Here is a 26,827-nt window from a genome sequence, read left to right as displayed (position 1 = left end):
AAGGACATGACGCTTCGTGCACTTGCTCAACCTCGGGATTCTCGCCCATGTCGACGCAGGTAAGACCAGCCTGACCGAGCGGCTGCTGCACTCGGTCGGTGTGATCGACGAGATCGGCAGCGTCGACGACGGCAGCACCCAGACCGACACCCTCGCGCTGGAGCGCCGGCGCGGCATCACCATCAAGTCGGCCGTCGTCTCCTTCGCGGTCGACGACGTCACCGTCAACCTCATCGACACCCCCGGCCACCCGGACTTCATCGCCGAGGTCGAGCGGGTGCTCGGCGTGCTCGACGGCGCCGTCCTGGTCGTCTCGGCCGTCGAGGGCGTCCAGGCGCAGACCCGGGTCCTGATGCGGACCCTGCAACGGCTGCGCATCCCGACCCTCGTCTTCGTCAACAAGATCGACCGGCGCGGGGCCCGGGGCGAGGGCGTGCTGCGGGAGATCGCCGAACGGCTCACCCCGGCGGTCGTGCCGATGGGGGAGGCCGTGGGACTCGGGACCCGTGGGGCCGGGTTCGTCCCCGGCCCCCTGGCCGTCGACGTCCTCGCCGACCACGACGACGACCTGCTCGCCGCATACGTCGACGGTTCCGTCTCGTACGACGGTCTGCACGCGGCCCTCGTCGCCCAGACCCGCCAGGCCCTCGTCCATCCCGTGTACTTCGGCTCGGCCGTGACCGGCACGGGCGTCCGTGAACTGATCGCCGGGATCCGGGAGTTGCTGCCCGCCGCCGACGGGGACCCCGATGGCCCGCTCTCCGGAACGGTGTTCAAGGTCGAGCGGGGCCCGGCGGGGGAGAAGGTCGCCTACGCGCGCGTGTTCTCCGGAACGCTGCGTATCCGCGACCGGATCCCTTTCGGCGACGCCCGCGAAGAGGGCCGGATCACCGCGATCAGCGTCTTCGACCAGGGGGCGGACGCCCGTCGGGAGTCGGTTCCCGCGGGCCGTATCGCAAAGCTGTGGGGCCTGGCCGACATCAGGATCGGCGACGCCCTCGGCGAACTCCGCAAGACCCACGGGCACTTCTTCGCCCCGCCCTCCCTGGAAACGGTCGTCGTCCCCGGTCCGGCCGCGGACCGCAGGGCCCTCCACCTCGCCCTGACCCAACTGGCGGAGCAGGACCCGCTGATCGGCCTGCGCCACGACGAGGTGCGGCAGGAGACCTCCGTCTCCCTCTACGGCGAGGTGCAGAAGGAGGTCATCCAGGCGACGCTCGCCGACGAGTACGGCCTCGACGTCACCTTCCGGGAGACCACACCCCTGTGCATCGAGCGGCCCGCCGGGACGGGAGCGACGGCCGAGTTCATCAAGAAGGACGACAACCCGTTCCTCGCGACCGTCGGCCTGCGCGTCGCCCCGGCCCCGGTCGGCTCGGGCGTGGGCTTCCGGCTGGAGGTGGAGCTGGGCGCCATGCCGTACGCCTTCTTCAAGGCCGTCGAGGACACCGTGCGCGCCACCCTCGGCCAGGGGCTGCACGGCTGGCAGGTCACCGACTGCACGGTCACCATGACGCACTCCGGCTACTGGCCCCGGCAGAGCCACGCCCACCAGGGCTTCGACAAGAGCATGTCCACCACCGGCGCCGACTTCCGCGGTCTGACCCCGTTGGTCCTCGTCGAGGCGCTGCGGCGGGCGGGCTCGCAGGTGTACGAGCCGATGCACCGGTTCCGCGTCGAGGCCCCGGCGGACACCCTGGGCGCCCTGCTGCCGGTACTGGCCGCGCTGCGGGCCGTACCGCAGACCACTGAGACGCATGGCGACAGATGTGTTCTGGAGGGTGTCGTTCCGGCGGACCGGGTACATGAACTGGAACAGCGGATTCCGGGACTGACCCGGGGTGAGGGCGAGTTGGAGGCCGGCTTCGACCACTACGCGCCCGTCACCCACGGCACGGTGCGGGAGCGGCCGCGGACCGACCACAACCCCCTGAACAGGAAGGAGTACCTGCTGAACGTGACCCGACGAGTCGGCGGATGAGGGCATCAGGACGGACATCCCGTCAGACATCCCGACGGAGAAGATGAAACTTACTCATCAGTCAGAAGTGTTGACGTTGTCCCGAAATCCTCGGACTGTAATGGACATGCCGAATATACGCGCGCGTCTGCTCGTTGTTCTGGTTGTCCTCTGTGGATTCCTGTCGGTGGCGGGCACCCCGTCCGCCTCCGCCGCCACCATCGCCGACTCCCTGTCCTTCGACGGCACCGCCCTCACCGTGGCGAACGGCCGCTTCGTCGACGCGAACGGCCGCGAGGTCGTGCTGCGCGGCTACAACGTCTCCGGCGAGACCAAGCTCGCCGAGAACGACGGCCTGCCCTTCGCCTCGGTCGCCGACGCGAAGAAGTCCGCGACCGCGCTGAGAGCCCTCGGCGGCGGCAACTCGGTCCGCTTCCTGCTCTCCTGGGCCTACGCCGAACCCGTGCGCGGCCAGGTCGACACCACGTATCTGGCCGCCGCCACCGAGCAGATGCGGGCGTTCCTCGATGCCGGCATCCGCGTCTACCCCGACTTCCACCAGGACCTGTACTCCCGGTGGCTCTTCGACTCCGACAGCTGGTACACGGGCGACGGCGCCCCCAAGTGGGCGGTGGACCTCGGGAACTACCCCGACGAGTCGTGCGGCATCTGCCTCCTCTGGGGCCAGAACATCACCCAGAACGGTGCGGTGAAGGCCGCCCAGTACGACTTCTGGCACAACGCCTACGGGCTCCAGGACGCCTTCCTCGCCACCGCTCAGACGACTATGACGTACGTCAAACAGCACCTGTCCGCCGAGGAGTTCGCGGGCGTCGTCGGCTTCGACCCTTTCAACGAGCCGTATGCCGGCACCTACGACTCCGGCCAGAACAGCCGCACTTGGGAACGTGACCTGCTGTGGCCCTTCTACGTGAAGTTCCGGGCCCGGATGGACGCGGCGGGCTGGCAGGACAAGCCCGCATTGGTGGAGCCGAACCTCTTCTGGAACGGCAACGTCAGTAAGGAGGAGGGCGGTCTCCTCGACGCGGGCACGCTCGGCTCCCGCTACGTCTTCAACACCCACTTCTACGACCAGAAGGCCATCTCCGGCATCCTGATGTGGGGCAACGCCTCCGACGGCCAGTACGTCACCGACTTCGGCACGGTCCGCGACCGCGCCTCGGCGGCCGGGACGACAGCGGTCGTCAGTGAGTTCGGGCACCCGCTCAACGGCTCGACCGCCGGCAAGGCGCCGACCGTCCTCAAGGCCATGTACCAGGCCCTCGACTCCCGGGTGAAAGGCGCCAACTGGTGGTCCACGCCCGCCACTTCGGGGCCGGTCCTCTCCGGAACGCAGTGGCAGTGGGACATCTACAACGGACGCCACAACGAGCTGATGAACGACAACCCGGACAAGGTCCTCACCTCGGGCGACGCCTGGAACGACGAGGACCTGTCGGCCGTGAAGCTGGACGACTCGGGGACGGCGGTGCTGCGCCAGGACGCCCGGCTCCTCGACCGGATCTACCCGAGCGCCACCTCCGGCACCACGGTGGCCTTCACCTACGAGGACCGTTCCCGTGACGGCTCCATCACCCTGACCTGGAACCCGGTCCCCAGCAGCCTGCCGAACGTGGCCTCGCTGGTCGGCGCCGGCCAGTACTCGCTGCTGGTGTGGCGCTCAGGCGGGGGCACGACCCCCACCGAACTGCACCTGCCCGCGTCCTTCCCCACCGCCACCACCACGGTCGTCTCCGACCTCGGCACGGTGTACGGCCCGCCCGCCTACACGAGCACCACGAAGATCGCCGCGGCCGCCGAACCGGGCGGCACGGGCAGCCGCCGCCTCCTGCTCACCGATTCCGACAGCGGCGTTCTGCACTACGCGCTGGTGACCAACGGGGCGACCGCCCCCTCGGCCACCGTGCTGAGCGCGGCTCGCACCGAGCTGTCCGCGTGGGCGGCGCAGCGGTTCGGCTGACCCTGCCAGTGAACGAGCCACTCCGGCACGGTTGCCGGAGTGGCTCGCCGAGTCTCAGGAAGCCGGTCCCGTCCAGCCCGCGGCCACATGACCCAGCCGCACCCGCTGCGGGTGGTCGCCCACCGCGACGGACACCGCCTTCTGGCCGGTGGCGAAGTCGATGGCCGTGACCTGGTCGGCGCCGCTCTCGGAGACGACACAGCTCTTGCCGTCGCCGCTGACGGTGGCCCAGTAGGGTTTCGAGGCGGTGACGAGCGGGCCCTCCTGGAGGGTGGCGCGATCGACGACGGTCGCGTAGTCGTCCATCGTGCCCGCGACACACAGCTTGGTGCCGTCCGGCTTCATCGAAATGCCGTGGTGGCGCGAGTCGTTGACCATGGTGGTGCGTTCGTCGCTGGTCGCCGGGTTCTTCGGCAGGGTCTTCGTGCGGGTGATCTTGTCCGTGGCGAGGTCGTACTCGAAGAAGCCGTTGAAGAACGACACCTGGAAGTACAGCTTCGTCTCGTCGGGCGAGAAGACGGCGGGCCGGACGGCGTCGGAGTAGTCCGTGAGTCCGATCGCGTCCAGCTTCTCCCGCATGTCGATGACCTTGACCTGCTGATACGTGGTCGCGTCCACGACCGTGATGTGCCGGTCGCCCTTCGTCCAGTCCAGCCACGGGGCGTCGGAGTCGGTGTTCACGTCGCCGATCGCCATGTTGTAGATGTACTTGCCGTCCTTGGTGAAGATGTTCTCGTGCGGCTTGTCGCCCGTGGCGAACGAGCCCAGCTGCTTGCCGGTGTCGATGTCCAGCACGTGCACGGTGTTCGCGGTCGAGGCCGACACCGCGACCCGGGTGCCGTCGGGGGAGACCGCCATGTGGTCGGAGCGGTAACCCGACACGGGGAAACGCCAGTTGATGTCCCCGGTGGCCAGGTCGATCGAGACGACGTCGGCGAAGCTCGGCCGGGACACCACCACCGACGTCCCGTCCGGCGTGGAGTACATGTCGTCGACGAACTGGTCGTGGCCCTCGCCGACGCTGTTGCGGATCGCCATGAAGTAGATCCACTTGATCGGATCGGCGTTGATCTCCGCCATCCGCTCGTCCTTGTCGGGGATGACGTTGATCCGGCCGACCTTCGCCAGATCGCCCGAGGACTTGATGACGTCGGCGGTGCCGTCCCAGTTGTTCCCCACGAACAGCACCTCGCGCAGGGCGGAGGCGTCCACGGCGGTGGCGGCGGTCGCGGGGGCGGCGACGGTCAGGACGAGGGCGGCGGCTACGGAGCAAAGGTGCCTGGGTCTGAAAGCAGGCATGACTGCTCTCTTCCTCTGGGAGGTGGGCGGGTGAGGGGTGCATGCCAAGCGGGCGAATCTGAACACGAGTGCATTCAGAGTCAACTTACTGAAAAGTAAGGAGAGTCGCTCTTCTCCACAAGACTGCGTACACGACAAAATTGACCTGCATACGGAAGGCCGGACGGACCGGCCGGACAGGGAGGTGCGGGTGACGGGCAGGCTCAGGGCGCCGACCGGCCGCTACGGCGGCAAGACCGCCGAGCAGCGGCAGGCGGAGCGGCGCCGCCGCTTCCTGGACGCGGCGCTCCAGCTCTTCGGTGACACTCCCGGCTACCGCGCCACGACCGTCGCGGCCCTCAGCGAGGCCGCGGGTCTGTCCACCCGCCAGTTCTACGAGGAGTTCCGCACCCTCGAGGACGTCCTGGCCGCCCTGCATCTCCAGGTCAACGCCTGGGCCGAGGAGGCCGTCGTGAGCGCGGTGGCGGGCGCGGGGCACCTGCCTCTCGCCGAACGGGCCGCCGCGATCTTCCGTGCCTACGCCGCGAATGTCACCGGCGATCCGCGCCGCGTTCGTATCACCTTCGTCGAGATCATCGGCGTCAGTCCGCGCCTGGAGGAGCAGCGCCTGGCCCGCCGGGCCCGCTGGGTCGACCTCGTGTGCGCCGAGGCGCGGGTGTCCGTGGAGCGCGGGGAGGCGGCGCCCCGCGACTACCGGATCGCCGCGACCGCGTTCATCGGTGCGGTCAACGGTCTGGTGCACGACTGGAACGCGGGGTGGGTGGACGCGACGCTGGACGAGGTGGTCGACGAACTGGTCCGACAGCTGCTGGGGATCTTGCAGCCGCCGGGGTGGGAGTTGTCCGCGGGGTAGGGCTGCGGGGGCTCGGTGGTCGGGTGGTCCGGCCACTCGATGGGTCGGCGGTCCGGTGGATGGGTGGTCCTGTGGCTCGGCCACCCGGCCACCGCGCCACTCGGCCACTCGTCGGGCCGGTGGGACCGGCCACGTGCCGCTGCCTTGCGGGCGGTTCGGCAGCGCCCTGAAGGGGCGCGGGGCTGGATCGATGTGCGGCTCCGCCGCGATGGGGTCCCCCCGCTCGGGCGAAGTCGAGCCGCTCGGGCGAAGTCGAGAGTCGGGGAGAAGCCGAGAGTGGGGAGCGACCCGCCACGACGGTGGCGCAGTGAAACGACGGCACATCGCGGCACTCCCGGCGGAGCGCTCAGCCTCCGAGTCGGTTCACCGCCTCCAACACCGGCGCCACGCCGTCCTCACCGCGAATGCGTACCCCCAAGGCCCGCGCTCGCTCCCGGTACCCCGCATCCCGCGTGGCCCGCGCCAGCGCCGACGTCAACGTGTCGGTGGTCAGCCGGCGCAGCGGCACCGCACGCGGCGCCACGCCCAGGGCGACCAGCCGGGCGGACCAGAAGCCGCCGTCGAACTGGATCGGCACCGGCACGGCGGGCACCCCCGCCCGCAGCCCGGCCGCGGTCGTGCCCGCGCCCGCGTGATGGACGACGGCGGCCATGCGCGGGAAGAGCGCGGAGTGCGCGACCTCGCCGACGGTCAGCATGTCGTCTCCCTCGGCCGCGAGCCCGGCCCAGCCCTGCTGGATCACCCCGCGCAGCCCGGCCCGGCGCAGGGCGCGCACGATGTCGGCGCTCAGCCGCTCGGGGTCCGGGACCGTCGCGCTGCCCAGGCCGACGTAGACCGGCGGCGCGCCCGCGTCGAGGAAGTCCCGCAGCTCGGGCGGGAGTTGTGCCTCCACGTCGTACGGCCACCAGTAGCCCGCCATGTCGAGGCCCTCCCGCCAGTCACGCGGGCGGGGCACCACCAGCGGACTGAACCCGTGGTGGACCGGCCACCCTCGCCGCTCCCGGGCCCTGAGCGCCGCGCCCGTTCGGACGCGGGGCAGCCCCAGACGTCTGCGCACCGCCGGGACGGTCGCGGCGAAGACCTGCTCCACGGCCAGGCCTACCCCGTGCCCGGCGACCCGGTTGCCGACGGCTCCCCAGGAGCCGCCGCCGAGCATCGGAGGCGCGAACTCCCTTGTGGGGGCGAGCGGTTGCAGATAGACGCCGATGCTCGGCAGCGACAGTCCCTCGCCGATGACATGCCCCAGCGGTGCGAGCGAACCGGACAGCAGGAGGACGTCGCTCGTCCGCGCGGCCGCCACCAGGTCGTCCGTTATCCGCCCGGCCACCGCTCGTGCCATGGCGACCGCTCGCAGCAGCTTCCCGGCGCCGGAGCCGCTGCGGTGCAGCCCTTGTCCGCGGGAGGACTCCAGCACCGCCCGCGGGTCCACGGGCAGCGCGTGGAACCCGAGTCCTGATCCCGTCACCAGCGGTGCGAAGGAACCGTGTGTGACCAGGGTGACCTCGTGCCCGGCCTGGCGGAGGCCGTACCCCAGCCCGGTGAACGGGGCCACGTCGCCCCGGGATCCCGCCGTCATGATCGCTACGCGCACGACGGCCAGTATGGCGCCAAGGTCCGCCGCCCGGCAGGAACGACCCGTGCACACCGGCGACTTCACGCCTGTCACATCCGTTGACTTCGGCCTCCCGTGGTTCTACGTTCGGCCCGCACCATGTTCGGATCACCGATCTGTGTTCGAAATCTCGACCACTTTTTGGCCGTTCCTGATGTTCCCCCGCATGAAGGAGCCGCATGAACCCCCCGCCGCGATCGCCTCGGAGAGGTCTGGCACGCCGCTGCCGGGCCGCCGCCGTACGCGCCCTCGTTCTGGTCCTGACCGCCACCGCCGCGCTGCTCTTCGCCCAGCCGACCCCGGCACAGGCCGCGACGACCCGTCAGATACCGGTGGCCTCCGCCCCCATGGGGTGGGCCTCCTGGAACAGCTTCGCCGCGGTCATCGACTACGACGTGATCAAGCAGCAGGTCGACGCGTTCGTGGCGTCGGGCCTGCCGGCCGCGGGCTACGACTACATCAACATCGACGAGGGCTGGTGGCAGGGCACCCGAGACAGTGGCGGGAACATCACCGTCGACGAGTCCGAGTGGCCCGGCGGCATGAGCGCCATCGCCGACTACATCCACAGCAAGGGCCTCAAGGCCGGCATCTACACCGACGCCGGCAAGGACGGCTGTGGCTACTACTACCCGACGGGCCGCCCGGCCGCTCCCGGCTCCGGCAGCGAGGGCCACTACGAGCAGGACATGCTCCAGTTCTCCGAGTGGGGCTTCGACTTCGTGAAGGTCGACTGGTGCGGCGGCGACGCCGAAGGACTCGACGCGCCGACGACGTACAAGGCGATCAGCGACGCCGTCGCGAAGGCCACGGCCACCACCGGGCGCCCGCTGACCCTCTCCATCTGCAACTGGGGCTACCAGAACACCTGGAACTGGGCTCCCGGCCTCGCGCCCATGTACCGGACCAGCACCGACATCATCTACTGGGGCAACAACCCGTCGATGACGAACATGCTGTCCAACTTCGACCAGGCCCAGCACCCGCTCGCCCAGCACACCGGCTACTACAACGACCCGGACATGCTGATGGTCGGCATGGACGGCTTCACGGCCGCCCAGAACCGCACCCACATGAACCTGTGGGCCATCTCCGGCGCCCCACTGCTGGCCGGCAACAACCTGGCCACGATGACGACCGAGACCGCGAACATCCTCAAGAACCCCGAGGTCATCGCCGTAGACCAGGATCCGCGCGGTCTCCAGGGCGTCAAGGTCGCCGAGGACACCACCGGCCTGCAGGTCTACGGCAAGGCCCTGTCCGGCACCGGCAACCGTGCCGTCGTCCTGCTCAACCGCACCTCCTCCGCGCAGAACATCACCGTCCGCTGGTCGGACCTGGGTCTGACGAACGCCTCCGCGACCGTCCGTGACCTGTGGTCCCGCTCCAACATCGGGTCCTACGGCACCGGTTACACCACCAGCGTCCCGGCCGGCGGATCGGTGATGCTCACGGTCACCGGTGGCACCGAGGCGGCGAGCAGCACCTACACGGGCACGTCGAGCTTCTCCGGTGTGGTCGCCGGGAGCACCGGGGTCAAGGTCGTCGACGTCGCCTACACCAACAACACCTCCAGCGCCCGCACCGCGACCCTCCAGGTCAACGGGCAGGGCTCGACGACGGTCTCCTTCCCGCCGACCGGCTCCTCGCAGGGCACGATCTCGGTCCAGGTCGGCCTGTCGAAGGGCTCCTCGAACACGCTGACCTTCACGGGCGCGCCAACGCTGGCCGACATCACGGTCCGCCCGCAGCCGGGCGCGAACGCCAACCTGGTCGTCGGGACGCAGTCCAGCCGCTGCCTGGACGTCTACAACAACACGATCACCAACGGCACCCAAGCCGAGCTGTGGGACTGCAACGGCGGCCAGAACCAGCAGTGGACGTACACCTCCCGCAAGGAACTCGTGGTGTACGGCAACAAGTGCCTGGACGCCTACAACCTCGGCACCACCAACGGCACCAAGGTCGTCATCTGGGACTGCAACGGCCAGAACAACCAGAAGTGGAACGTGAACAGCGACGGCACGCTCACCAACGTCAACGCCGGTCTCTGTCTGGACGCCTACAACAACGGAACGTCCAACGGCACACAGATGGTTCTGTGGTCCTGCGGCGGCGGCGCCAACCAGAAGTGGACGCTGACGTAGCGGCCTGAACTACACCCCGAGCTGCCGGGCGGCAGCGTCCACGGTCTGCTCCAGCAGCGTGGCGATCGTCATCGGACCGACGCCGCCCGGCACCGGCGTGATCAGCGAGGCCCGCTCCACGGCGGAGTCGAAGTCGACGTCGCCGACGTTCCCGGGGTTGTAGCCGGCGTCGATCACGACGGCGCCGGGCTTGATGTCCTGGCCCTTGAGGAGCCGCGGCCGGCCCACGGCGGCGACGACGATGTCCGCCTCGCGCACGGCCGCGGACAGGTCCGCCGTACGCGAGTGGCAGTAGGTCACCGTGGCGTCGCGGGCCAGCAGCAGCATGCCGGCCGGCTTGCCGAGGATCGCACTGCGGCCGACGACCACCGCGCGCTTGCCGGCCGGGTCGACGTCGTACTCGTCGAGCAGCCGCATGATCCCGCCGGGCGTGCAGGACACGAAGCCCGGCAGGCCGAAGCTCATGGTCGCGAAGGAGGCGAAGGTGACGCCGTCGACGTCCTTCTGAGGCGCGATCGCCTCGAACGCGGCTCGCTCGTCGATGTGCGCGCCCATCGGGTGCTGCAACAGGATGCCGTGCACGGTGGGGTCGTCCGACAGGGACCGGAGGGTGGCGACCAGTTCCTCGGTGGTGGTGGCCGCGGGAAGTTCCACGTGCCGCGACTCGATGCCGGCCTTGCGGCAGCGGTTCTGCTTCATACGGACGTACGTGACGGACGCGGGGTCCTCGCCGACCAGTACGGTCGCGAGACAGGGCGCCTGTCCCGTGCGCTCGGTGAGGTCGGTCGCCCGCTTCGCGGTGTCCTCCACGATGCGCCGGGCGAGCGCGGTGCCGTCCATGAGCCGGGCCTGAGACATGATCCACTCCTGAGCAGAATCGGTCGGATCGCCCAGGCGCACGGCATCTAGAGTGCGGGCCGCTCCCCGGTGGTACTCCACCTCAGCGCCAGTCACGGCCCGCCACCAGCCTAACCGAGCCCCTACGGCGGTCAGGACCCGCCTTCCTGGGGCGGTGCCGTCGGATCGGCCCCGAGGAGGAGGCCGGTCGCCTGAGCGTGGATACGGGCGGTACCGATGGCCTCGGCCCAGCGGGCGATCGCCGCCGCCAGCGCGGTCGCCCCGGCCTCGTCACCCGTGCCACGGGCCGGCACCGCCAGCAGCATCTGCTGCGTCAGCATCCCGGGGACCATGCCCGCCCGCGCCCCCAGGGCCGTGGCCCGCTGCCGGCGCTCCAGGGCGCGGTCGTGATCGCCGGCGTCGTGGTCGTGGTCGCCGAGGTGGCGCAGGGCCCCGCGGACCAGCAGGTCGTCGCCGCCCGACTCGCCGGCGTGGAGGGCGGCCTCGTAGGGGGCGGGCGAGGCGGCGCGGTCGCCGAAGAGGTTGTCGGCGATCAGTCCGGCGACCAGCCCGAGGTACATCGAGGCCAACCCCCGGCGCACTTCGTCGGGGGCGCCTTCGCGCAGGTCGATCGCGCTGCGCCGGATCCCCGAGAGTGCCTCGGGATCCTTGCCCTCGGGGCCGGGCCGGAACGTGCCCTCGCTGCGCAGCAGGCGGAGACAGTCGCGCCGCGGCCGTACGAAGTCCAGGTCCCGGTCGGGGCCCGGCGACTCCTTCGCCGCGTGCTCGGCACGGACGGTCGTGAGCTCCGTACCGCCGAACCAGTCGCTCTGAAGGGCGACTTCGGCCGACGCCAGGGCGAGGCGTGCGCGGTCCCCGGGGGCGGCACAGGTCGTGGCGTCCAGAAGGCGCAGCGCCCGGTCCCACCTTCCTGCCAGTGACAACTCACGGGCAGCGGCGAGGAGTTCGTGGAAATCGACGACGCCCTGCGCCGGCTCGGTCCGCCGTACACCGCGGGTCCCTCGCTCCTGGCCGACCACCTCGGACTGACCGGGGCGCGATGTCGGCGCGGCTCGGTCCGCTGGAGGAGGCCGGGCTGATCAGTCGTACGCATCAGAGCGGCGACCGCAGACGGGTGCGGGTCCGGCTCACCGAGGCCGGAAACGCCGTGTTCGAGCAGCACGTGGCGTCGGAGGAAGCGGGTGACGTCGCGCTCCTCGCAGCACTGTCCGCAGCAGAGCGGCAGACGCTCGCAGAGCTGCTGCGGAAGCTGGTCGTGGCAGCCGAATCCGGGCCGGACGCGGCCGTGCCGGCGTCGTCCGCGCCGAAAAGGTCCAGGTCAGCCGGGTCGTGATCTGGACCCCCGGCAGCTTTCTCCTTACTCGTCCCACGCCTGGATCATGGTCTGTTCGGTGATCTTGCCGTCGCGCAGCGAGATCATCGACTCGGCGAAGACCCGGACCCCGTCCGAGTACTCGCAGGACTCGGTGAACGCGGCACGGTCGCCCTGTATGACGCACTCCTCCAGCTTGTGCGCCTTGATGTCGCGGCTGTAGACGTCGCTGAGCATGCCGCTGATCTCGTCACGGCCGTGCAGGACCTTGGGTTGGCTTGGCTGGGTATTGCGGTCCACGACGCGAATCTCGGCGTCGTCCGCGTAGAGCGACAGAAGAGTCGCCGGTGTGTGTCCTTCGATGGCCCGGCGCAGCGTTTCGGTGCTGAAACCGGAGCTTGCCGCGGTGCCCATGGTGACCTCCTTGGAAGGCCGCGGCCCGACGAGGAGCGGGCCGTAGGCCTCTCCCTTCGAGACTCCTCCGCCCCGGCGGGCTCGGCAAGCGCAGCCGCTGCACTGCGCCTGACGGGTGAGGGGGACCGGGTGGCCGTGTCCGCGGCGGGCCCGCCGGCGTTGCTGAAAACATGATCTCAACTCGACGTATCGTTGCCGCCGTGGGTCTTGCCGTGGGCGTCACCGGCCTCACCGCTCCCCTCGCGAACGCAGCCGACGCGGCTGTCCCTGACACGAGCGGGCTCAGCCCCATCGCCGCGCTCGACTCGCTCGCCCTGAGTGACATCCCGGCTGAGCACAAGGACGAGATCCCGCTGGCCTCCGAGCAGCTCGCCCAGCTCAACCGGCTGAACGACCTCAACCAGCTGCACCAGCTCACGGACATGGCCGCTCCGGTCACCGGTCTGATTCCCGGCATCCAGTACTGACACCCGCGCACCACGAAGGGCCGCCCGGAAACGGGCGGCCCTTCGCGTTACCCGCGCCCTGCGTCCAGGAAGTGGAATCCCGGCCGCGGGTGCATCAGGAAGTCGTGGTGGGAGATGTTCCACGCGTAGGCACCCGCGAGTGAGAACACGACCCGGTCCCCGGCCCTGAGCCCGGGCGCGGGCACCCGTCGGGCCAGCAGGTCCTTCGGTGTGCACAGCTGTCCGGCGAGGGTGATCCGCGCGGACTCGGCAGCGGGGCGCGGCCAGGGATACGGCCAGGCGTCCACCTCGAGTACCGAGCAGGGCTGGTCGTGGCCCTTGGTCGCCGGGGTCCGCAGGTGATGGGTGCCGCCCCGGACGACGGCGAACTCCTCGCCGTGGCTGTGCTTCACGTCCAGCACCTCGGTCGCGTACCAGCCGCAGTACGCCGTCAGCGCCCGCCCCGGCTCGATGCGCAGCGTCAACTCCGGGTGCGCCTCCGTCAGTTGTGCGAGGCCGCGACCGTACGCGGCCCAGTCGAAGCGGCGTTCCGGGGCGGCGTAGTCGACGGTCATGCCGCCGCCGACGTTCACCTCGGCGAGGGGCACGCCGAGGCCCACGGCCCAGGAGACGACGGTCTCGGCCACCACCAGCTGTTCCGCGGCCTCCAGTCCGCTGGCCAAGTGGGCGTGGATGCCTTGCAGTTCGAGCTGCGGGTAGGTGCCGTCGGTGAGAGCCTTGACGAGTTCGAGGGCGCGGGTGGGGTCCAGGCCGAAGGGCGTCGGACGGCCGCCCATCGCCAGCGAGCTGCCCGCCAACGAGCCGTCGGCCACCGGGAGGTTGACGCGCGGCAGCACCGCCACCCGCCGCCCCGGCGCGACGCGTCGAGCCAACTCGGCCAGCATGCGCAGCTCGTACGCGCTCTCGACGTGGAAGCGATCGACTCCGTGTTCCAGCGCGGCCGTCACCTCGTCGGGCGTCTTGCCGGGGCCGCCGAAGGCGAGCGGCCGGCCCGGCACCGCCCCGGCGACATGGGCGAGTTCACCGCCCGAGGAGACCTCGTAGCCGTCGACGTACGGACCGAGCGCGGCGAGGATCTCCGGTTCCGGGTTGGCCTTGGCGGCGTAGTACACCTCGACCCGCTCGGGGAGGGCCTCCCGGACGGCGGCCGCGTGCGTGCGCAGAGCCGCCAAGTCGTAGAGGTACGCGGGCAGTTCGGCGGAGGGCAGGGACAGGGTGCGGTCGCGGACCGCGGGTGTCGGGTCGGTCATCGGGTCCTTCCGGTCGTGTCGCGCAGGATGTCCTCGGCGAGCGGGGACGGCAGCCGGACGTAACCGGCCTCGCGGTCGGCCTTGCGCTCCCAGCGGGTCAGCAGGTTGGTCTTGGCGGGCAGCGGAACCCCGGCGAGCAGGGCGGCGAGACGGGGCGGGCAGCCGTGCCGGTCGGCGTACGCCTGGAGCGTGCCGCGCACCCGCGCCCACAGCGCGGACTCCGCCCGCGGGTGCAGGTCGGCGAGGGCGGCGAGCAGCTCGGCGACGTGGTTGACCAGCAGGCAGTAGACGACACGGTCCCAGCCCCGCTGCGCGTCGTACGTCATCGGCCCCGCGACCTCCGGCGACAGGGCGGCCAGGGTGTCCGCGTGGTGCTCGGGGACCAGCTTGGTGCCCTCCAGGTCGCGGAAGAGGACCTGGGCGGGCATGCCGTCGCCGGACACGCACACCAGGACATTCTGGAGGTGGGGTTCGAGGACCAGGCCGTGGTCGAAGTAGGCGGCCAGGACCGGTGGGAGCAGCAGGTCGAGGTAGGCCGACCACCAGGCGAGTGCCGTCTGTTCGTCCGCGCCGTCGAGGAGGCGGGAGATGTGCGCGGCGCCGGTCGGGTACTCGTCGGCCACGGCGGCCGCCAGCAGGGGAGTGGTGCCGGGTGCGAGGCGCTGCGGCAGGCCTTCGCGGACGATGACGCCGAAGCCCTCGAACAGCGCGCGGTCCGGGGTGCCGTCGGGGCCCGGGAGGGCGAGCGTGCGGTAGGCGGGCTCGCGGAGTACGGCGCTGCCGGGGAAGCGTTCGGCGAGGTCGGCGAGTGCCGGAGCGAGGGCGCGGGTGAGGGCGACGGCGCCGGACAGCTCGTAACTGCTGTTCTTGCGCAGGCAGTTGGTGATGCGCACGTTCAGGCTGAACTTCAGGAACGTCTCGCCGTCGTACAGGGTGCGCACCGACGCGGTGGCGGCGAAGGGCTGACCGCCCGGGCCGAGGTCGAGGACGTCGCCGCGGTCGAGGGCCGCGCGCAGCGCCGGGTGCTCCCGGAGTGTCTCGTACTGCCAGGGGTGGGCGGGCAGCAGCCGGTAGCCGTCCGGGACGTCCGACCGCTGCCGGTCCAGCGCGGCCGGGGCCGACGGGTCCGCGGACTCCTCGGCGACCAGGTGCGTCCGGACCGCGAGATGCCGCAGGGGGAAGGAGGCCTGGGCCTCCGGCGCATACGCCGACCAGGACCGCGGGTCGCCGGTGCGGGCCTTGGGCGTGGGATGGAAGCGGTGACCGAAGAGCAGCGACTGCTCCGAGGCGAGGTAGGCGGACAGCGGACTGTCCGAAGAGCCGGAGGGGCGGGTGGCGGCCAGTGCGGTCGACACGGCCTCGTGGCTGGAGGCGATCTGCTCCAGGAACTCCTCGTTGCGCACACCGGTGCGCAGCGACAGCTCGTCGTGCGTGTACTCGGCCAGGCGCCGCCAGTCCATCTCCGACCAGTCGCCGTCCCGCTGTTCGCTCACCGGGCCCGTGAACCGGTGCGCGCCCAACAGCGAGGTGCGGCGCAGGGCGACACGCAGCAGGACCCCACGCCGCGGCAGCCGCAGCAGCAGCCGTCCGTCGGTGACGACGCTCTGGCGCTCGGGCCCCGACACCTCGCGCAGCAGACAGTTGAGCAGTGTGTGGGCCACGGCCTCGTCGGCGGTGGGCAGTTCGGCGGAGGTGGCGGTGCTGCTCCCGGGCGAGCGAAGCGAGAGGGGGGTCCCCTCGGACGAAGTCTGGGGGAGGGTCAGCGAGGGCATCAACGGCTCCAGCGGGTGCGGCGGTTCAGTGGGGGCATCAGGGTCGCGAGGGCCGTGACCGTGGCGGCGGCACTGCCGGTCAGGACGGGGGCGGTGGGGCCGAAGCGGGCGCTGCCCACGGCCGCGGCTATGCCGGCGGCGACCGCGCCGGCCTTGGAGAAGAACTCCAGTGAGCCGAACAGCCCGCCGGGCGCCCGCCCTTTGGCGCACTCGGCGGCCAGCACCTGCAGGCACACCAGGCCGAGCGTGAGTCCCACGCCCAGCAGGAGGCGTACGGCGATCAGCGCGGCCAGCGAATCGGCACCGCCGTGCCCGGCCAGGCCGAGGGCTATACAGGCGAACCCGAGGGCGATCCCGGCCCGCGGGCGGCTGTGGAACGCGGAGTGCACCGCCAGGGCCGCCACCAGGTAGCACAGGTGGGGCAGGGCGAAGAGGACGCCGGACAGGAGGGGTGACGTGCCCGGGAGCCGTTCGTCGACGAAGGCGATCAGATACGGGAAGGAGACGACGGTGGAGAACACGAAGGCGAACTCCAGGACGTACAAAGCCCTCAGTGACACCGTCGGAGGCGCTTCGGGAATCGTCGCGGGCTCGCTCTCCGACTCCTGGGCGGCAGGTCCCGGTTCGGGGAGAGCCGCCAGCAACAGCGCGGCCGTGAGCGGGAGTACGGCGAGCAACGCGTACTGGCGGTGCGGCGACAGCCAGCCCGACAGCGAACCGACCACGATCGGCGCGACGACCAGCGCGGCCCGCGCGCTGCCCTGCATCAGGGTCAGGGCCCTGGACAGTGCCGGTCCCTCCAGGGTGGCGCCGAGGTATCCGTTGGACGCGGCGAACGTGCCGCCCAGGATGCCCTGCAGGATCAGCGCCACCGTGAAGGTGGGCAGCGAGTCGGCCCAGCCCGCCAGCAGGAAGGACAGGGTCAGCCCCAACTGGGCGCGCAGCAGCAGCCGTTTACGGCCGTAGCGGTCGGCGAGCCGCCCCCACAGCGGGGCGAAGAGTCCGCCGAACACGGTCGGGACGATGTACAGGACACCCGCCCAGCGGGCGTCCCGGTCGCCCAGCTCCGGCAGGATCTCGGTGAGATACGGCGGCAGCCCGAGCGCCGCGAAGGAGGCGACGAAGTAGCAGCCCGCGACGGCGTGCACCTGGCCGCGAGCGGACGCGGCGCGCGGCATCCGCAGAGCCGCCCCGCTCATGCCGAACCCCCGGCCCGCAGCAGGTAGTTGGGCCCGGTGGTGTAGTGCTTGTTGATGTCGGCGGCGCCCGAACGCTCCTTGGACAGCAGCGTGCCGGCCGTGACCATCGCCTTCACCGGTAGCCGTGGCGCCTCCAGTACCCGGGCCCGCAGGACGGCGCCCGCGTCACCGCCGAGCCGGTCCACCGCCTCCGTCAGCCGGTCCCGAATGAGGCGGAGCAGTGCCGGACGGTGCTGGGCGAGCCCGAACGCGTAGGCCCCCGCGCACAGATGGACCGTGATGGTCGCGAAGAGATCGGCGACCGGCCCGTCCTCGGTGCCGAAGGTCCGCGTGTCGTCGAAGCCCCACGGCCCGGGGAGAACGGGCTCCAGGCGGCGGGTGTTGATGCGCGGCCCGTCGTTGTCCTTGAACAGCAGGCGCAGACTCCTGGGCCGCAGCACCAGCGAGACGTTCTGCTGGTGCGACTCCAGTGCGATGCCCTGGCCGAACAGCGTGGTCTGCCAGTCGAACAGGAGCGTCAGGCAGGCGTCCAGCAGGGCGAGCGGGTCGCCGCCGTAGAACCGGTCGGCCAGATGGTCCACGACCAGCCGCCCGTCGGGCGCCGGGGCGAGGAGCGCGGCCATCGGCACGACCACCGCGCCGTCGAGACCGGCGGGGTAGCGGCGGCACAGGACGGCGAGCAGCTCGTGCCCCCCGTGGGCGTAGGTGGTCTCGTCGGCGTGCAGGATCATGGCCCGGAAGCGGTGTTCCCGACGTGCCACCGCCTCCAGCAGGCGCTGTCCCGCCGCGCCGTCCACGAGGGTGCCGGGCTTGATGGACCGCTTGTTGCGCAGCCCCAACGTGGCGGTGGCCAGGGGGAGTTTGAGATGCACGGACGGGTCCGCGGCCGTCGCCACGGTCCGCATCGACAGGGTCGGTACGACCTCCAGGTACGCGCGCTCGGCGAGCACCGCGCTGTCCGTGAGGCCGGTGGCCCGCAACGCCTCTTCGAGCGGGGCGCCGACGGTCAACGGGTGCACGGGCAACGCCATATGGGTGCCCTGTACTTCGGGCAGCCCGAGCGACGCGGGCGTTGGCCAGAACGACGGAAGCGTGCCCGTCAGGGCGACCGCCTCGCGGGGCACGGCGAGCCAGCGCAGGGCGAAGCGCGGGTGGAACTCCGGGGCGTACGCCCGCAGTTGCTCCTCCGTGAGCCCCGAGCGGCCACGTGCGGTCGGGTAGACGGGATGGTCCAGGCGGGCGGCGAGCGTCTCGAACCCCAGCCCGCCGGCCAGGCCGGTCCAGCGCGCCGGGTCTCCGCCGTACCGTGCGGTCAGCCGTCCGGAGACCTCCGACTGCGTCGCCGCGTGCAGCCGCATCGTCTCCAGCGTCTGGCGGCACTCCTCGTCGAACGCGTCGAAGCCATCCCGGTCCACGGGCTCGGCGAGCTCGCGCAGCGCACCGAGGGCGCTCTCGTACGAGGTCAGCTCCTCGCCGTCGGATTCCCGTACGAGCAGCGGCAGCCGGGCGGCGTACTCGGCCTGGTAGCCGTCCTCGGTGACGGGCAGCAGCAGCGCGTCACCCTCCGGCGTCGGCAGCAGCAGCCAGTCGCCGTCCTCCCGTCGCACGAGCGTGCTGCGGGTGCGCAGCCCGACCACGTCCTCGCGGAGGAGAGCGCTCAGCACGCGGGTGAGCAGCTCCGCCGCGCAGGTGTCCGTGACAGCCGGCGCGCTCACGGCTGAATCTCCCAGCGCTGGGCCGCCAGGAAGTCGGCCGAGACCCGGTCCACGGTCGGCTGGTCGGTGCCGACGGCGCGCAGGACGCCCAGGTAGTCCCGGTTGGTGCGGTACAACTCGTGCCGCTCGCCGACGTCCCTCAGCGGACGGTACGTCAGATGGACGCCGTCGACGGCGAGTTCCGTGGCCGCGGGAGCAGCGGTCAGGGTTCCGGCGCGGTCGGCGCACGCGTACTCCAGGCGGGCGGCTCCGTCACTGCGGGCGTCCAGGTCGGCCGGGAGCGGCTCGCCGAGGTGGGTGCGCAGGATGTGCTCGAAGAGCGGGATGCCGAGCAGCCGGGCCAGCAGCAGGTCGCACTGGTCGCCGATGGCCCGGTAGTTGACCTCGATGATCCGTGCCCGCCCCTCGTGCACCACGAACTCGGTGTGACAAGCGCCGAACCCGACGCCCAGCGCGTCCAGTTGGGCGAGGACCTGCGCGACGACCGGCTCGGGGTGGGCCGGGACGAAGACGAGGCGTTCCTCGATGAAGTACGGCGGCGGCGACAGCTCGGTGTGGAAGCCGCCCAGGACATGACGGACGCGGCCGTCGCCGAGGGTCTCCAGGGTGAAGAGCTCGCCGGGGAGGAACTCCTCCACGACCAGGACGGTGCCCGGGCGCCGGTCCAGGATCTCCTTGGAGTGCGTCGCGAGTTCCTCCGGGCCGGCGACGAGGACGACGTCCTCGCTGGCCACGCCCTCGCGCGGCTTGACCACACACGGGTACGGCGCGTCCAGTGCGCTCGGCTCCGTGATCTCGGTCGACCAGACCGAGTCGACACCGGCGGCGGCGAGCCGGCGGCGCATCTCGGCCTTGTCCTTGGTGCGCAGGGCGGCCCGCCAGTCCTTGCCGGGGAGTCCGAAGTAGGCGGCGGCCAGGGCGGCCTGGGTCTGCAGGTGATCGCTGTTGGTGAAGACGGCGTCGGGCCGGTGGTGCGTGGAGATCCGGGTGATCACGGCCCGGAAGTCACGGACGTCGCACTCCAGGATCTCGACGTCCGGATACATACGGCGGTGCGCGTCGGGCTGGTCGGTGAGGACGGTGACGTCCAGGCCCAGCCGGGTGGCCGCGGGCAGGAAGCCCTCGGTGACGGAGTCGGTGGGATTGAGGGCAAGCAGGTACAGGCGCATGGCTGAGAGACAACTTCCGCTAGCGGGTGGGGGGTTGGGGCGGGCCGCGGCTGGTGGTCGCGGCCCGCCCCGAAATCAGCGGGAGTTACTTCGCGGGGAGCTCCACACCGGTGGCCTTCGCCACGTCCGCGAGCATCTGCTCCGCGGCCTGGACGCCGATGCCGGACATCCACGTCTCGTCCGGGACCTCGAAGACCTTGCCGTCCTTCACGGCCGTGAGGGACTTCCACACCGGGTTGGAGGTGACCTGCTTCTTCTGGGTCTTGTCCTCGGCGTCGGCGCTGGTGACGAAGATGAGGTCGGCGTCGGCCTGGTCGATCTGCTCGGGGCTGACGTCCTTCATCGTGACCTCGGGGTCGTCGGAGACCTGCGACGAGGGCCGCTTGAAGCCGATGTCGTTCAGGACGACACCGCTGTAGGAGTTGGACTGGTAGAGACGGGTCGGACCGGCGATGAAGCGGACCACGGACGCCGTCGGCATCGTGCCGCCGTCCTTCTTCTTGATCGCCGCACCCAGCGCCTTGGCCTGCGTCTCGTACTCCTTGAGCTTGGCCGCGGCCTCCTTCTCCAGGCCGAGCGCCTGGGCGTGGACCTTCAGGTTCTCCTTCCAGACACCGCCGGTGGTCTCGGTGAAGACGGTCGGGGCGATCGCGCTGAGCTTGTCGTAGACCGCCTCGTGCCGGACCTTGGACGACAGGATCAGGTCGGGCCTGAGCGAGGCGATCTTCTCCAGGTTGGGCTCCAGGAGGGGGCCGACGTCCGCCGTCCCGTCCAACTCGCCCTTCAGGTACGTCGGGAAGCCGCCCTCGGTCTTGAAGTGCGGGGCGACCGCGCCGACCGGGTCGATGCCGAGCAGGGTGACGTCGTCCAGCTCGCCGGTGTCGAGCACGACGACCCGCTTCGGCTGGGACGGGATCTTCACGTCGCCCATCACGGTCTTGAGGGTGCGCGGGAAGGCGGTCGACGAGACGCCGCTCGCCTTCGCCGTGTCGGCCTCGTCGGAGGAGTTGTCGCTGCCACAGGCGGCCAGGGCGGCCGTACCGAGCAGGACGGAGAGCAGCACGGCGAGAAGCCGGCCGAATCCACGCAGGGGAGAGCGCTGGAACATGGGGGGTCGGTCTTTCTGTGCGGGTTGTGCAGGGACGGTCAGGCGGACGCGGCGGAGTGCCGCATCGCGCTGCCCTTCGGGATGACCAGCGGGGTGCCGGTCTCCGGGTCGGGAATCACCCGGCAGTCCACGTCGAACACGGATCTGACCAGGTCCGCGTCGAGGATGTCGGCCGGGGTGCCCGCGGCGGCCAGGCGGCCGTCCTTGAGGACCACCATGTGGTCCGCGTAACGGGCGGCCTGTCCGAGGTCGTGCAGCACCATCACCACGGTGCGGCCCGCCTCGGCGTGCAGGGCGGCCACCAGGTCGAGAACGTCGAGCTGGTGTCGCAGGTCCAGGAACGTGGTCGGCTCGTCGAGCAGGAGCAGTTCGGTGTCCTGCGCCAACGCCAGTGCGATCCAGGCGCGTTGGCGCTGCCCACCGGAGAGCTGGTCGACCGGGTGGTCGCGCAGCACCGCGGTCCCGGTGCGTCCCAGGGCCTCGTCGACGGCCTTCTGGTCGGTGGCCGACCAGGGGCTCAGCAGCCGCTGGTGCGGGTAGCGGCCCAGCCGTACGAGCGCCTCGACGGTGATCGCCTCCGGGGTGACCGGCTGCTGGGGCAGCAGCCCCATCCGCAGGGCCAGCGCGCGGGCGGGCATACGGTGGATGTCGGCGCCGTCGAGCGTGACGCTGCCGGCGGCCGGGGCGAGCAGGCGGCTCAGACCGCGCAACAGGGTTGATTTGCCACAGGCGTTGGGGCCGACGATCGCGGTGACCGCGCCGCCGGGCAGCGTGAGGTCCAGTCCGCTGACGACGAGCCGGTCGCCGTAGCGCAGATCGAGGGCCTGCGTGGAGAGCTGGTTGGCGGCGGCCATCGGTGACTCCTGTTCGCCGGTCATACGGGGCTCCGGTGCGCCGGTCATGCGTGACTCCTCTGGACGGGCGAGCTCTGGCGGAACATCAGCACCAGCAGCCAGGGCGCGCCGAGCGTGGCGGTGACCGCGCCGACCGGCAGGCCCTCGATCGGCAGCAGGTGCTGCACCACCAGGTCGGAGGCGAGCAGCAGCACCGCCCCGGTGAGCGAGGCCAGCGCCAGGGACGCGGCGGTCGGCGGCCCTGTCACGAACCGCACGATGTGCGGCACGGCGAGTGCCACGAACGTCACCGGACCGGCGAGCGCGGCGGCCAGCGATGCCAACACGACGGCGATGACCATGAGTTGGAGCCGTGCCGTGGACGTGTTGAGGCCGAGGGCGCCCGCCGAGTCGTCCCCGAGGTCCAGCACGGCGAGCCGACGGTGCAGGACGAGCGCGGCGGTGAGCGCGAGCACCATGGCACCGGCCGCTCCCCACACCTCCGGCCATGTACGGCCGTAGACCGAGCCGGTGGTCCACTGCAGCGCGGAGCCCGCGAGTTCGGCGGGGAAGCGCACGATCATGAGGTTCACGGCGGCGGCGAGGCCCGCCTGGACGGCGAGGCCGGTGAGGACCAGCCGGGTGACGGCGAGCCCGGAGCGCCAGGCGAACACGCCCAACAGCAGTGCCGCGAGCAGACCGCCACCCAGCGCACCCAAGGGGATCAGGGTCTGCGAGGCACCGGCGGCGATCAGCGCGACCGCACCCAGCGAGGCACCGCCGGTCACGCCCATGACATCGGGAGACGCCAGGGGATTGCGGAACAGCCGCTGCAGCACGCATCCCGCCGCCCCCAGCCCCGCACCGGCGACGATCGCCGCCACGGACCGGGGCGCCCGGAACTGCTGCACCACCAGCACATCACCCGGGTCCCCGAGCCCGACGAGGGCGCGCAGAGCGGTGGTTGCGGGGATGCTCATCTCACCCGTCGTCAGGGACACGGTGAGCAGGACGAACAGAGCAGCGGCACCGGTGGCGGTGAACGCCAGGACACGGCGACGGAGGCGAGCACGCGAAGTGGCCCCCTTGCGAACGACGCTCGTCATCGGGCCACCTTCCGGGCGAGCAGCGCCAGCAGAGGCGCACCCAGGAACGCGGTCACGATGCCGACCTCCAGCTCCGAGGGGCGGATCACCAGCCGGCCGAGCACGTCGGCCGACAGGAGCAGCAGCGGGCCGGCGATCAGACAGCCGGGCACCAGCAGCCGGTGGTCGCCGCCGAGCAGGGGCCGTACGAGATGGGGCGCGGCGAGGCCGATGAAGGCGACCGGCCCGGCCACGGCGACCGCCGATCCGGCGAGCAGCACGACCGCGATGCCGCCCGCGAGGCGGATCCGGGTGACGGGAACCCCGAGCGCCTGAGCCGAATCGTCGCCCAGGGCAAGGGCGTTGAGTGCGGGGGAGACGGCCAGTGCGATCACCAGGCCGAGCATCAGGGTCGGCAGCACCGGCCACAGCACGTCGAGGGGCCGCCCGGACAGCGATCCGGCGAGCCAGAAGCGGGCCTCGTCGAGCGTGCGCTGGTTCATCAGCATCACCGCCGACGTCCAGGACAGCAGCACGAGTTGGAGCACGGTGCCGCCGAGCGCGAGCCGTACGGGATCGATGTCCCCGGCCCGGCGGGCCAGCGCCTGGGCGAACAGGGCGGCACCGGCCGCACCGGCGAACGCGAACCACACGTACTCGACAGGGTCGTTGAGCTTCAGCGCGAAGATCGCGACGACCACCGCGAAACCGGCGCCCGCGTTGATGCCGAGCGTGGTCGGCGACGCGAGCGGGTTGCGGGTGATTGCCTGCGCAACGGCTCCCGCCACGCCGAGCGCCGCGCCGACCGCGAGGCCGATGACCGTGCGCGGCAGGCGCAGGCCGGTCACCACGAGCGCGTCCCGTCCGTGGGCGTCGCCGAAGAGGGCGTCCGTCACCGTGGACAGGGGCACGGAACGGGCGCCGAGGGCGAGGCTCAGTGCGGTGCAGAGGGTCAGGGCTCCGAGGCCGACGAGGAAGAGGGTTATGTGCCTGAAGGCACGAAAGGGCACACCTGTGGTGGGTGCGCCCCGTTGGGTCGCGGTCACGAGGTGTGAGCTTAGGTTAGCCTTGCTTTACATTTCAACTGCCTGTGCGAGCGCCTTGACATGGAACTCCCTTGATCGCCCGCACGTTGATCTTAGGGGTAAGGTGAGCCTTACCTATCCAATTCTCTATGAATTCCTTGTGCAGGAGTGCCGATGTCCGTGGTTCTGAAGACTCAGCCGGACAATGCGGTCACGCACGCCCTCGGGGAGGTGTACCGGCGGCTGGCCGACGTCTGCGAGGCCTTGACCGTGCGCGTGGTGGACGGGACGGTTCAAGCGGGCGTGACAGCCGCCGATCTGATGGCGGACCAGGACCTGCTCGATGCCTTCGTCGACGCCGAGGCGACCCGAATTCACAATCGCTACGGTGTGCGCGTCCGCCGGGACGTCGCAGCCTCGCGCGCCCTGCACGACTACGCCTGGACCGTCGGCGTACTGATGGGCGGTGCCTGGTACCTGGAACGGCGGGTGCCCCGGATCCGTCCCGAGGACCTTCGGCTCGATCTCGCCACAGGTGCGTACGCGCTCACACCCGGCACCGAGCTCGCCTGTCTGGCCGGCGATCCCGTCGCCGGCCTTCCCGGAGTGCTGATGCTCCCTCAGGAGGAGCTGCTGAGGGCACAGTTGCGCATGGCGGTCGCCGACCACATGCGCCCGCTGCTGGCCGTGATCGGTCCCGTCGCACGACGCCGGGCGCGGGCCCTGTGGGGCATGGTCGCGGACGATCTCGTCTCCGGCATCTGGTATCTCGGCCGGATGCTCGGCCAGGAGGGCGCGGCCGTCCGCGCCGCCACCGAAGTGCTCCCGATCGGTGTGCCCCCGTACCCGGACGGCGCCGGCTTCCGGTACCTGGTGGGGGAGGACGGCCGACGGCACGCGACCCGGACCCGCACCGGATGCTGCATGTTCTACGCGATCCGTCCGGCCGAGGCATGCGGGACCTGCCCCCGTACGTCCGACGCCGCACGGCTGCGCCGACTGGAGAACTAGCCGGCCGTCGCGAGGAACTGCGTCGCCGCCAGCTCCGCGTACAGCGGATCGGCGGCCACCAGTTCGCGATGGGTTCCCACCGCGCGGACCCGGCCCGCGTCCATCACGACGATCCGGTCGGCCATCGTCACCGTGGACAGCCGGTGCGCGACGACCAGAACCGTGGTCGTACGGGAGACGTCGGCCACGGTGTCGCGCAGCGCCGCCTCGTTCACCGCGTCCAGCTGCGAGGTGGCCTCGTCCAGGAGCAGCAGGCGGGGACGGCGCAACAGGGCACGGGCGATGGCCACGCGCTGGCGTTCGCCGCCCGACAGCCTGGTACCGCGGTGCCCCACCAGCGTGTCCAGGCCCTTGGGCAGGCGGGCGATCATGCCGTCGAGCCGGGTCGTCTTCAGCACACGCGTGAGGGCGTCGTCGTCCGCGTCCGGGTTGCCCAGCAGCAGGTTGTCCCGCAGCGAACCCGACAGGACGGGCGCGTCCTGCTCCACATAGCCGATCGCGGAACGGAGCTGGGACAGCTCCCAGTCCGCGAGGTCCCGGCCGTCCAGCGTGACGGTCCCGGACTCGGGGTCGTAGAACCGCTCGATGAGCGAGAAGACGGTGGTCTTGCCCGCGCCGGACGGGCCGACGAACGCCGTCATGCCCTGGGCGGGTACGGCGAACGTCACCCCGTGGTGGACGTACGGCAGATCGTCGGCGTACCGGAAGCGCACGTCGTCGAAGGCCAGGGCGGCGGGTTCCGCCGAGGGGGCGGGCAACGGCGAGGGCAGGGAGGCCGGTTCGGCGGGCAGGCTCAGCGCCTCCTGGATACGGGCGAGGGCCGCGGCACCCGTCTGGTACTGGGTGATCGCGCCCACGACCTGCTGGATCGGCGACATGAGGTAGAAGACGTACAGCAGGAACGCGACCAGCGTGCCCACGTCGATGGCATCGGTCGCGACCCGTGCCCCGCCCACCGCGAGCACCGTGATGAACGCGATCTGCATCGCCAGCCCCGCCGTGTTGCCCGCCGCCGCCGACCACTTGGCGGCCCGCACGCTCTGCCGCCACGACTCCTCGGCGGCCGCGTGCAGCGTGCGCTCCTCCCGGTGCTCGGCGCCGGACGCCTTCACCGTGCGCAGCGCGCCGAGGATCCGCTCCAGCGAGGCACCCATCACGCCGACCGCGTCCTGCGCCTGCCGGCTGGCCCGGTTGATGCGGGGCACGATCACGCCGAGGATCGTGCCCGCGGCCAGGATCACCGCCAGCGTGACGCCCAGCAGCACCGGATCGACCAGACCCATCATGGCCACCGTCGCGACCAGTGTGAGGCCGCCGGTGCCGAGGCCTACGAGCGAGTCGGTGGTCACCTCGCGCAGCAGGGTGGTGTCCGAGGTGATGCGGGCCATCAGATCGCCCGGCTCGCTGCGGTCCACGGCCGTGATACGCAGCCGCAGCAGATACGACGACAGGGCCCGCCGCGCACCGAGCACCACCGACTCCGCGGTGCGCCGCAGCACGTACGAACCCAGCGCGCCCACCGCCGCGTTGGCGACCACCAGCCCCGACATGAGCACCAGCGCACCGGTGATGGTGCGGTCGTGCGAGAGATCGTCGATCAACTCCCGTGCCACCAGCGGCAGCAGCAGCCCGGTGGCCCCGGTGACGAGCGAGAGGAGGGCGCCCGCCAGCAGGGCCCACCGGTGCGGCCGTACGTATCCGAGGAGCAGCCGCCACGCGGGCGGACCGGTTTCCGACTTGGTGATGCTCACGGCGCT

General features: G+C 71.2%; 22 protein-coding genes and 1 riboswitch. Of the genes, 7 read left to right on the top strand and 15 right to left on the bottom strand.

Translation table 11 applies throughout. The features are described from left to right. Positions 1 to 16: 16 nt before the first annotated feature. Positions 17 to 1,981 carry an elongation factor G gene (locus tag IG08_RS0122320; RefSeq protein ID WP_030605290.1) on the top strand — a complete coding sequence of 655 codons (1,965 nt, stop codon included), beginning with the start codon at positions 17 to 19 and terminating at the stop codon, positions 1,979 to 1,981. Between the two features lie 100 nt (positions 1,982 to 2,081). Continuing rightward, complete coding sequence (locus tag IG08_RS0122315) at positions 2,082 to 3,941, top strand: cellulase family glycosylhydrolase (RefSeq protein WP_030605287.1); 1,860 nt, start codon at positions 2,082 to 2,084, stop codon at positions 3,939 to 3,941. Positions 3,942 to 3,995: 54 nt separating this feature from the next. Here the strand turns inward: IG08_RS0122315 and IG08_RS0122310 are convergent, their stop codons facing one another. After that, positions 3,996 to 5,240 carry a YncE family protein gene (locus IG08_RS0122310; protein WP_030605285.1) on the bottom strand — a complete coding sequence of 415 codons (1,245 nt, stop codon included), beginning with the start codon at positions 5,238 to 5,240 and terminating at the stop codon, positions 3,996 to 3,998. A 190-nt stretch (positions 5,241 to 5,430) separates the two neighbouring features. Between IG08_RS0122310 and IG08_RS0122305 the strand changes: the two genes are divergently transcribed. Further along, positions 5,431 to 6,093 (top strand): TetR/AcrR family transcriptional regulator, encoded by a 663-nt coding sequence (locus tag IG08_RS0122305; RefSeq protein WP_030605282.1) that lies wholly within the window; start codon positions 5,431 to 5,433, stop codon positions 6,091 to 6,093. Between the two features lie 346 nt (positions 6,094 to 6,439). Here the strand turns inward: IG08_RS0122305 and IG08_RS0122300 are convergent, their stop codons facing one another. Continuing rightward, complete coding sequence (locus tag IG08_RS0122300; protein ID WP_030605280.1) at positions 6,440 to 7,669, bottom strand: glycosyltransferase; 1,230 nt, start codon at positions 7,667 to 7,669, stop codon at positions 6,440 to 6,442. Between the two features lie 215 nt (positions 7,670 to 7,884). Between IG08_RS0122300 and IG08_RS0122295 the strand changes: the two genes are divergently transcribed. Continuing rightward, positions 7,885 to 9,852: an RICIN domain-containing protein gene (locus tag IG08_RS0122295; RefSeq protein WP_030605277.1), complete on the top strand. Its 1,968-nt coding sequence runs from the start codon at positions 7,885 to 7,887 to the stop codon at positions 9,850 to 9,852. A gap of 9 nt (positions 9,853 to 9,861) precedes the next feature. Here the strand turns inward: IG08_RS0122295 and IG08_RS0122290 are convergent, their stop codons facing one another. Then, positions 9,862 to 10,710 (bottom strand): bifunctional 5,10-methylenetetrahydrofolate dehydrogenase/5,10-methenyltetrahydrofolate cyclohydrolase, encoded by an 849-nt coding sequence (locus IG08_RS0122290; RefSeq protein WP_030605275.1) that lies wholly within the window; start codon positions 10,708 to 10,710, stop codon positions 9,862 to 9,864. 23 nt (positions 10,711 to 10,733) lie between these two features. Next, positions 10,734 to 10,816, bottom strand: a riboswitch (ZMP/ZTP riboswitch). A 25-nt stretch (positions 10,817 to 10,841) separates the two neighbouring features. Next, a complete protein-coding gene (locus IG08_RS0122280) occupies positions 10,842 to 11,729 on the bottom strand; it encodes a hypothetical protein (protein WP_234342940.1) in 888 nt (295 codons plus the stop codon). Between the two features lie 20 nt (positions 11,730 to 11,749). Here IG08_RS0122280 and IG08_RS54335 point away from each other — a divergent pair, with 20 nt between their 5' ends. Next, entirely contained in the window at positions 11,750 to 12,043 is a 294-nt protein-coding gene (locus IG08_RS54335) for a MarR family winged helix-turn-helix transcriptional regulator (RefSeq protein WP_106981001.1), read from the top strand. A gap of 24 nt (positions 12,044 to 12,067) precedes the next feature. On the opposite strand, the gene IG08_RS0122270 is transcribed toward IG08_RS54335, so the two are convergent. Next, positions 12,068 to 12,436, bottom strand: coding sequence for a nuclear transport factor 2 family protein (locus IG08_RS0122270; protein WP_030605272.1), 369 nt, complete (start codon positions 12,434 to 12,436; stop codon positions 12,068 to 12,070). 170 nt (positions 12,437 to 12,606) lie between these two features. Here IG08_RS0122270 and IG08_RS0122265 point away from each other — a divergent pair, with 170 nt between their 5' ends. Further along, complete coding sequence (locus IG08_RS0122265) at positions 12,607 to 12,903, top strand: hypothetical protein (RefSeq protein WP_030605270.1); 297 nt, start codon at positions 12,607 to 12,609, stop codon at positions 12,901 to 12,903. 47 nt (positions 12,904 to 12,950) lie between these two features. Here the strand turns inward: IG08_RS0122265 and IG08_RS0122260 are convergent, their stop codons facing one another. The 9 genes from IG08_RS0122260 to IG08_RS0122220 all read right to left on the bottom strand — a co-directional run bounded on the left by IG08_RS0122260 (position 12,951) and on the right by IG08_RS0122220 (position 24,044). Beyond that, the gene (locus IG08_RS0122260) at positions 12,951 to 14,153 is read right to left on the bottom strand and encodes a type III PLP-dependent enzyme (protein ID WP_030605268.1); all 1,203 of its coding nucleotides are present in this window, start codon (positions 14,151 to 14,153) and stop codon (positions 12,951 to 12,953) included. Then, complete coding sequence (locus tag IG08_RS0122255) at positions 14,150 to 15,925, bottom strand: IucA/IucC family protein (protein WP_030605266.1); 1,776 nt, start codon at positions 15,923 to 15,925, stop codon at positions 14,150 to 14,152. The genes IG08_RS0122260 and IG08_RS0122255 overlap by 4 nt, the downstream gene beginning before the upstream one ends. Beyond that, positions 15,925 to 17,124, bottom strand: coding sequence for an MFS transporter (locus IG08_RS0122250; RefSeq protein WP_030605263.1), 1,200 nt, complete (start codon positions 17,122 to 17,124; stop codon positions 15,925 to 15,927). The genes IG08_RS0122255 and IG08_RS0122250 overlap by 1 nt, the downstream gene beginning before the upstream one ends. Then, positions 17,121 to 18,839 carry an IucA/IucC family protein gene (locus IG08_RS0122245; RefSeq protein WP_030605261.1) on the bottom strand — a complete coding sequence of 573 codons (1,719 nt, stop codon included), beginning with the start codon at positions 18,837 to 18,839 and terminating at the stop codon, positions 17,121 to 17,123. Before IG08_RS0122245 ends, IG08_RS0122250 begins: the two co-directional genes overlap by 4 nt. Then, positions 18,836 to 20,008 (bottom strand): ATP-grasp domain-containing protein, encoded by a 1,173-nt coding sequence (locus tag IG08_RS0122240; RefSeq protein ID WP_030605258.1) that lies wholly within the window; start codon positions 20,006 to 20,008, stop codon positions 18,836 to 18,838. The genes IG08_RS0122245 and IG08_RS0122240 overlap by 4 nt, the downstream gene beginning before the upstream one ends. 85 nt (positions 20,009 to 20,093) lie before the next feature. After that, complete coding sequence (locus IG08_RS0122235) at positions 20,094 to 21,116, bottom strand: ABC transporter substrate-binding protein (protein WP_030605255.1); 1,023 nt, start codon at positions 21,114 to 21,116, stop codon at positions 20,094 to 20,096. 38 nt (positions 21,117 to 21,154) lie between these two features. Continuing rightward, positions 21,155 to 22,018 (bottom strand): ABC transporter ATP-binding protein, encoded by an 864-nt coding sequence (locus IG08_RS0122230; RefSeq protein WP_106981000.1) that lies wholly within the window; start codon positions 22,016 to 22,018, stop codon positions 21,155 to 21,157. Beyond that, on the bottom strand, positions 22,015 to 23,055 hold the full coding sequence (locus IG08_RS0122225; RefSeq protein ID WP_030605251.1) for a FecCD family ABC transporter permease: 1,041 nt from the start codon (positions 23,053 to 23,055) through the stop codon (positions 22,015 to 22,017). The genes IG08_RS0122230 and IG08_RS0122225 overlap by 4 nt, the downstream gene beginning before the upstream one ends. Next, positions 23,052 to 24,044: a FecCD family ABC transporter permease gene (locus tag IG08_RS0122220; RefSeq protein WP_030605248.1), complete on the bottom strand. Its 993-nt coding sequence runs from the start codon at positions 24,042 to 24,044 to the stop codon at positions 23,052 to 23,054. The genes IG08_RS0122225 and IG08_RS0122220 overlap by 4 nt, the downstream gene beginning before the upstream one ends. 189 nt (positions 24,045 to 24,233) lie before the next feature. Between IG08_RS0122220 and IG08_RS0122215 the strand changes: the two genes are divergently transcribed. Continuing rightward, positions 24,234 to 25,070, top strand: coding sequence for a (2Fe-2S)-binding protein (locus IG08_RS0122215; RefSeq protein ID WP_030605245.1), 837 nt, complete (start codon positions 24,234 to 24,236; stop codon positions 25,068 to 25,070). On the opposite strand, the gene IG08_RS0122210 is transcribed toward IG08_RS0122215, so the two are convergent. After that, complete coding sequence (locus IG08_RS0122210; RefSeq protein ID WP_030605242.1) at positions 25,067 to 26,821, bottom strand: ABC transporter ATP-binding protein; 1,755 nt, start codon at positions 26,819 to 26,821, stop codon at positions 25,067 to 25,069. The genes IG08_RS0122215 and IG08_RS0122210 overlap by 4 nt on opposite strands. Positions 26,822 to 26,827: the final 6 nt, after the last annotated feature.

This window comes from Streptomyces fulvoviolaceus (genome assembly GCF_000718165.1).
In the GTDB taxonomy this organism is placed as follows: domain Bacteria; phylum Actinomycetota; class Actinomycetes; order Streptomycetales; family Streptomycetaceae; genus Streptomyces; species Streptomyces fulvoviolaceus.
This window is presented reverse-complemented; position numbering and strand designations above follow the sequence as displayed.

Coding starts and splice junctions, on each gene's coding strand:
- IG08_RS0122255 (WP_030605266.1), bottom strand. CDS start 15,925: ATGCCCTCGCTGACCCTCCCCCAGACTTCGTCCGAGGGGACCCCCCTC.
- IG08_RS54335 (WP_106981001.1), top strand. CDS start 11,750: ATGTCGGCGCGGCTCGGTCCGCTGGAGGAGGCCGGGCTGATCAGTCGT.
- IG08_RS0122260 (WP_030605268.1), bottom strand. CDS start 14,153: ATGACCGACCCGACACCCGCGGTCCGCGACCGCACCCTGTCCCTGCCC.
- IG08_RS0122290 (WP_030605275.1), bottom strand. CDS start 10,710: ATGTCTCAGGCCCGGCTCATGGACGGCACCGCGCTCGCCCGGCGCATC.
- IG08_RS0122270 (WP_030605272.1), bottom strand. CDS start 12,436: ATGGGCACCGCGGCAAGCTCCGGTTTCAGCACCGAAACGCTGCGCCGG.
- IG08_RS0122310 (WP_030605285.1), bottom strand. CDS start 5,240: ATGCCTGCTTTCAGACCCAGGCACCTTTGCTCCGTAGCCGCCGCCCTC.
- IG08_RS0122230 (WP_106981000.1), bottom strand. CDS start 22,018: ATGACCGGCGCACCGGAGCCCCGTATGACCGGCGAACAGGAGTCACCG.
- IG08_RS0122265 (WP_030605270.1), top strand. CDS start 12,607: ATGATCTCAACTCGACGTATCGTTGCCGCCGTGGGTCTTGCCGTGGGC.
- IG08_RS0122295 (WP_030605277.1), top strand. CDS start 7,885: ATGAACCCCCCGCCGCGATCGCCTCGGAGAGGTCTGGCACGCCGCTGC.
- IG08_RS0122240 (WP_030605258.1), bottom strand. CDS start 20,008: ATGCGCCTGTACCTGCTTGCCCTCAATCCCACCGACTCCGTCACCGAG.
- IG08_RS0122250 (WP_030605263.1), bottom strand. CDS start 17,124: ATGAGCGGGGCGGCTCTGCGGATGCCGCGCGCCGCGTCCGCTCGCGGC.
- IG08_RS0122225 (WP_030605251.1), bottom strand. CDS start 23,055: ATGACGAGCGTCGTTCGCAAGGGGGCCACTTCGCGTGCTCGCCTCCGT.
- IG08_RS0122315 (WP_030605287.1), top strand. CDS start 2,082: ATGGACATGCCGAATATACGCGCGCGTCTGCTCGTTGTTCTGGTTGTC.
- IG08_RS0122235 (WP_030605255.1), bottom strand. CDS start 21,116: ATGTTCCAGCGCTCTCCCCTGCGTGGATTCGGCCGGCTTCTCGCCGTG.
- IG08_RS0122215 (WP_030605245.1), top strand. CDS start 24,234: ATGTCCGTGGTTCTGAAGACTCAGCCGGACAATGCGGTCACGCACGCC.
- IG08_RS0122300 (WP_030605280.1), bottom strand. CDS start 7,669: ATGACGGCGGGATCCCGGGGCGACGTGGCCCCGTTCACCGGGCTGGGG.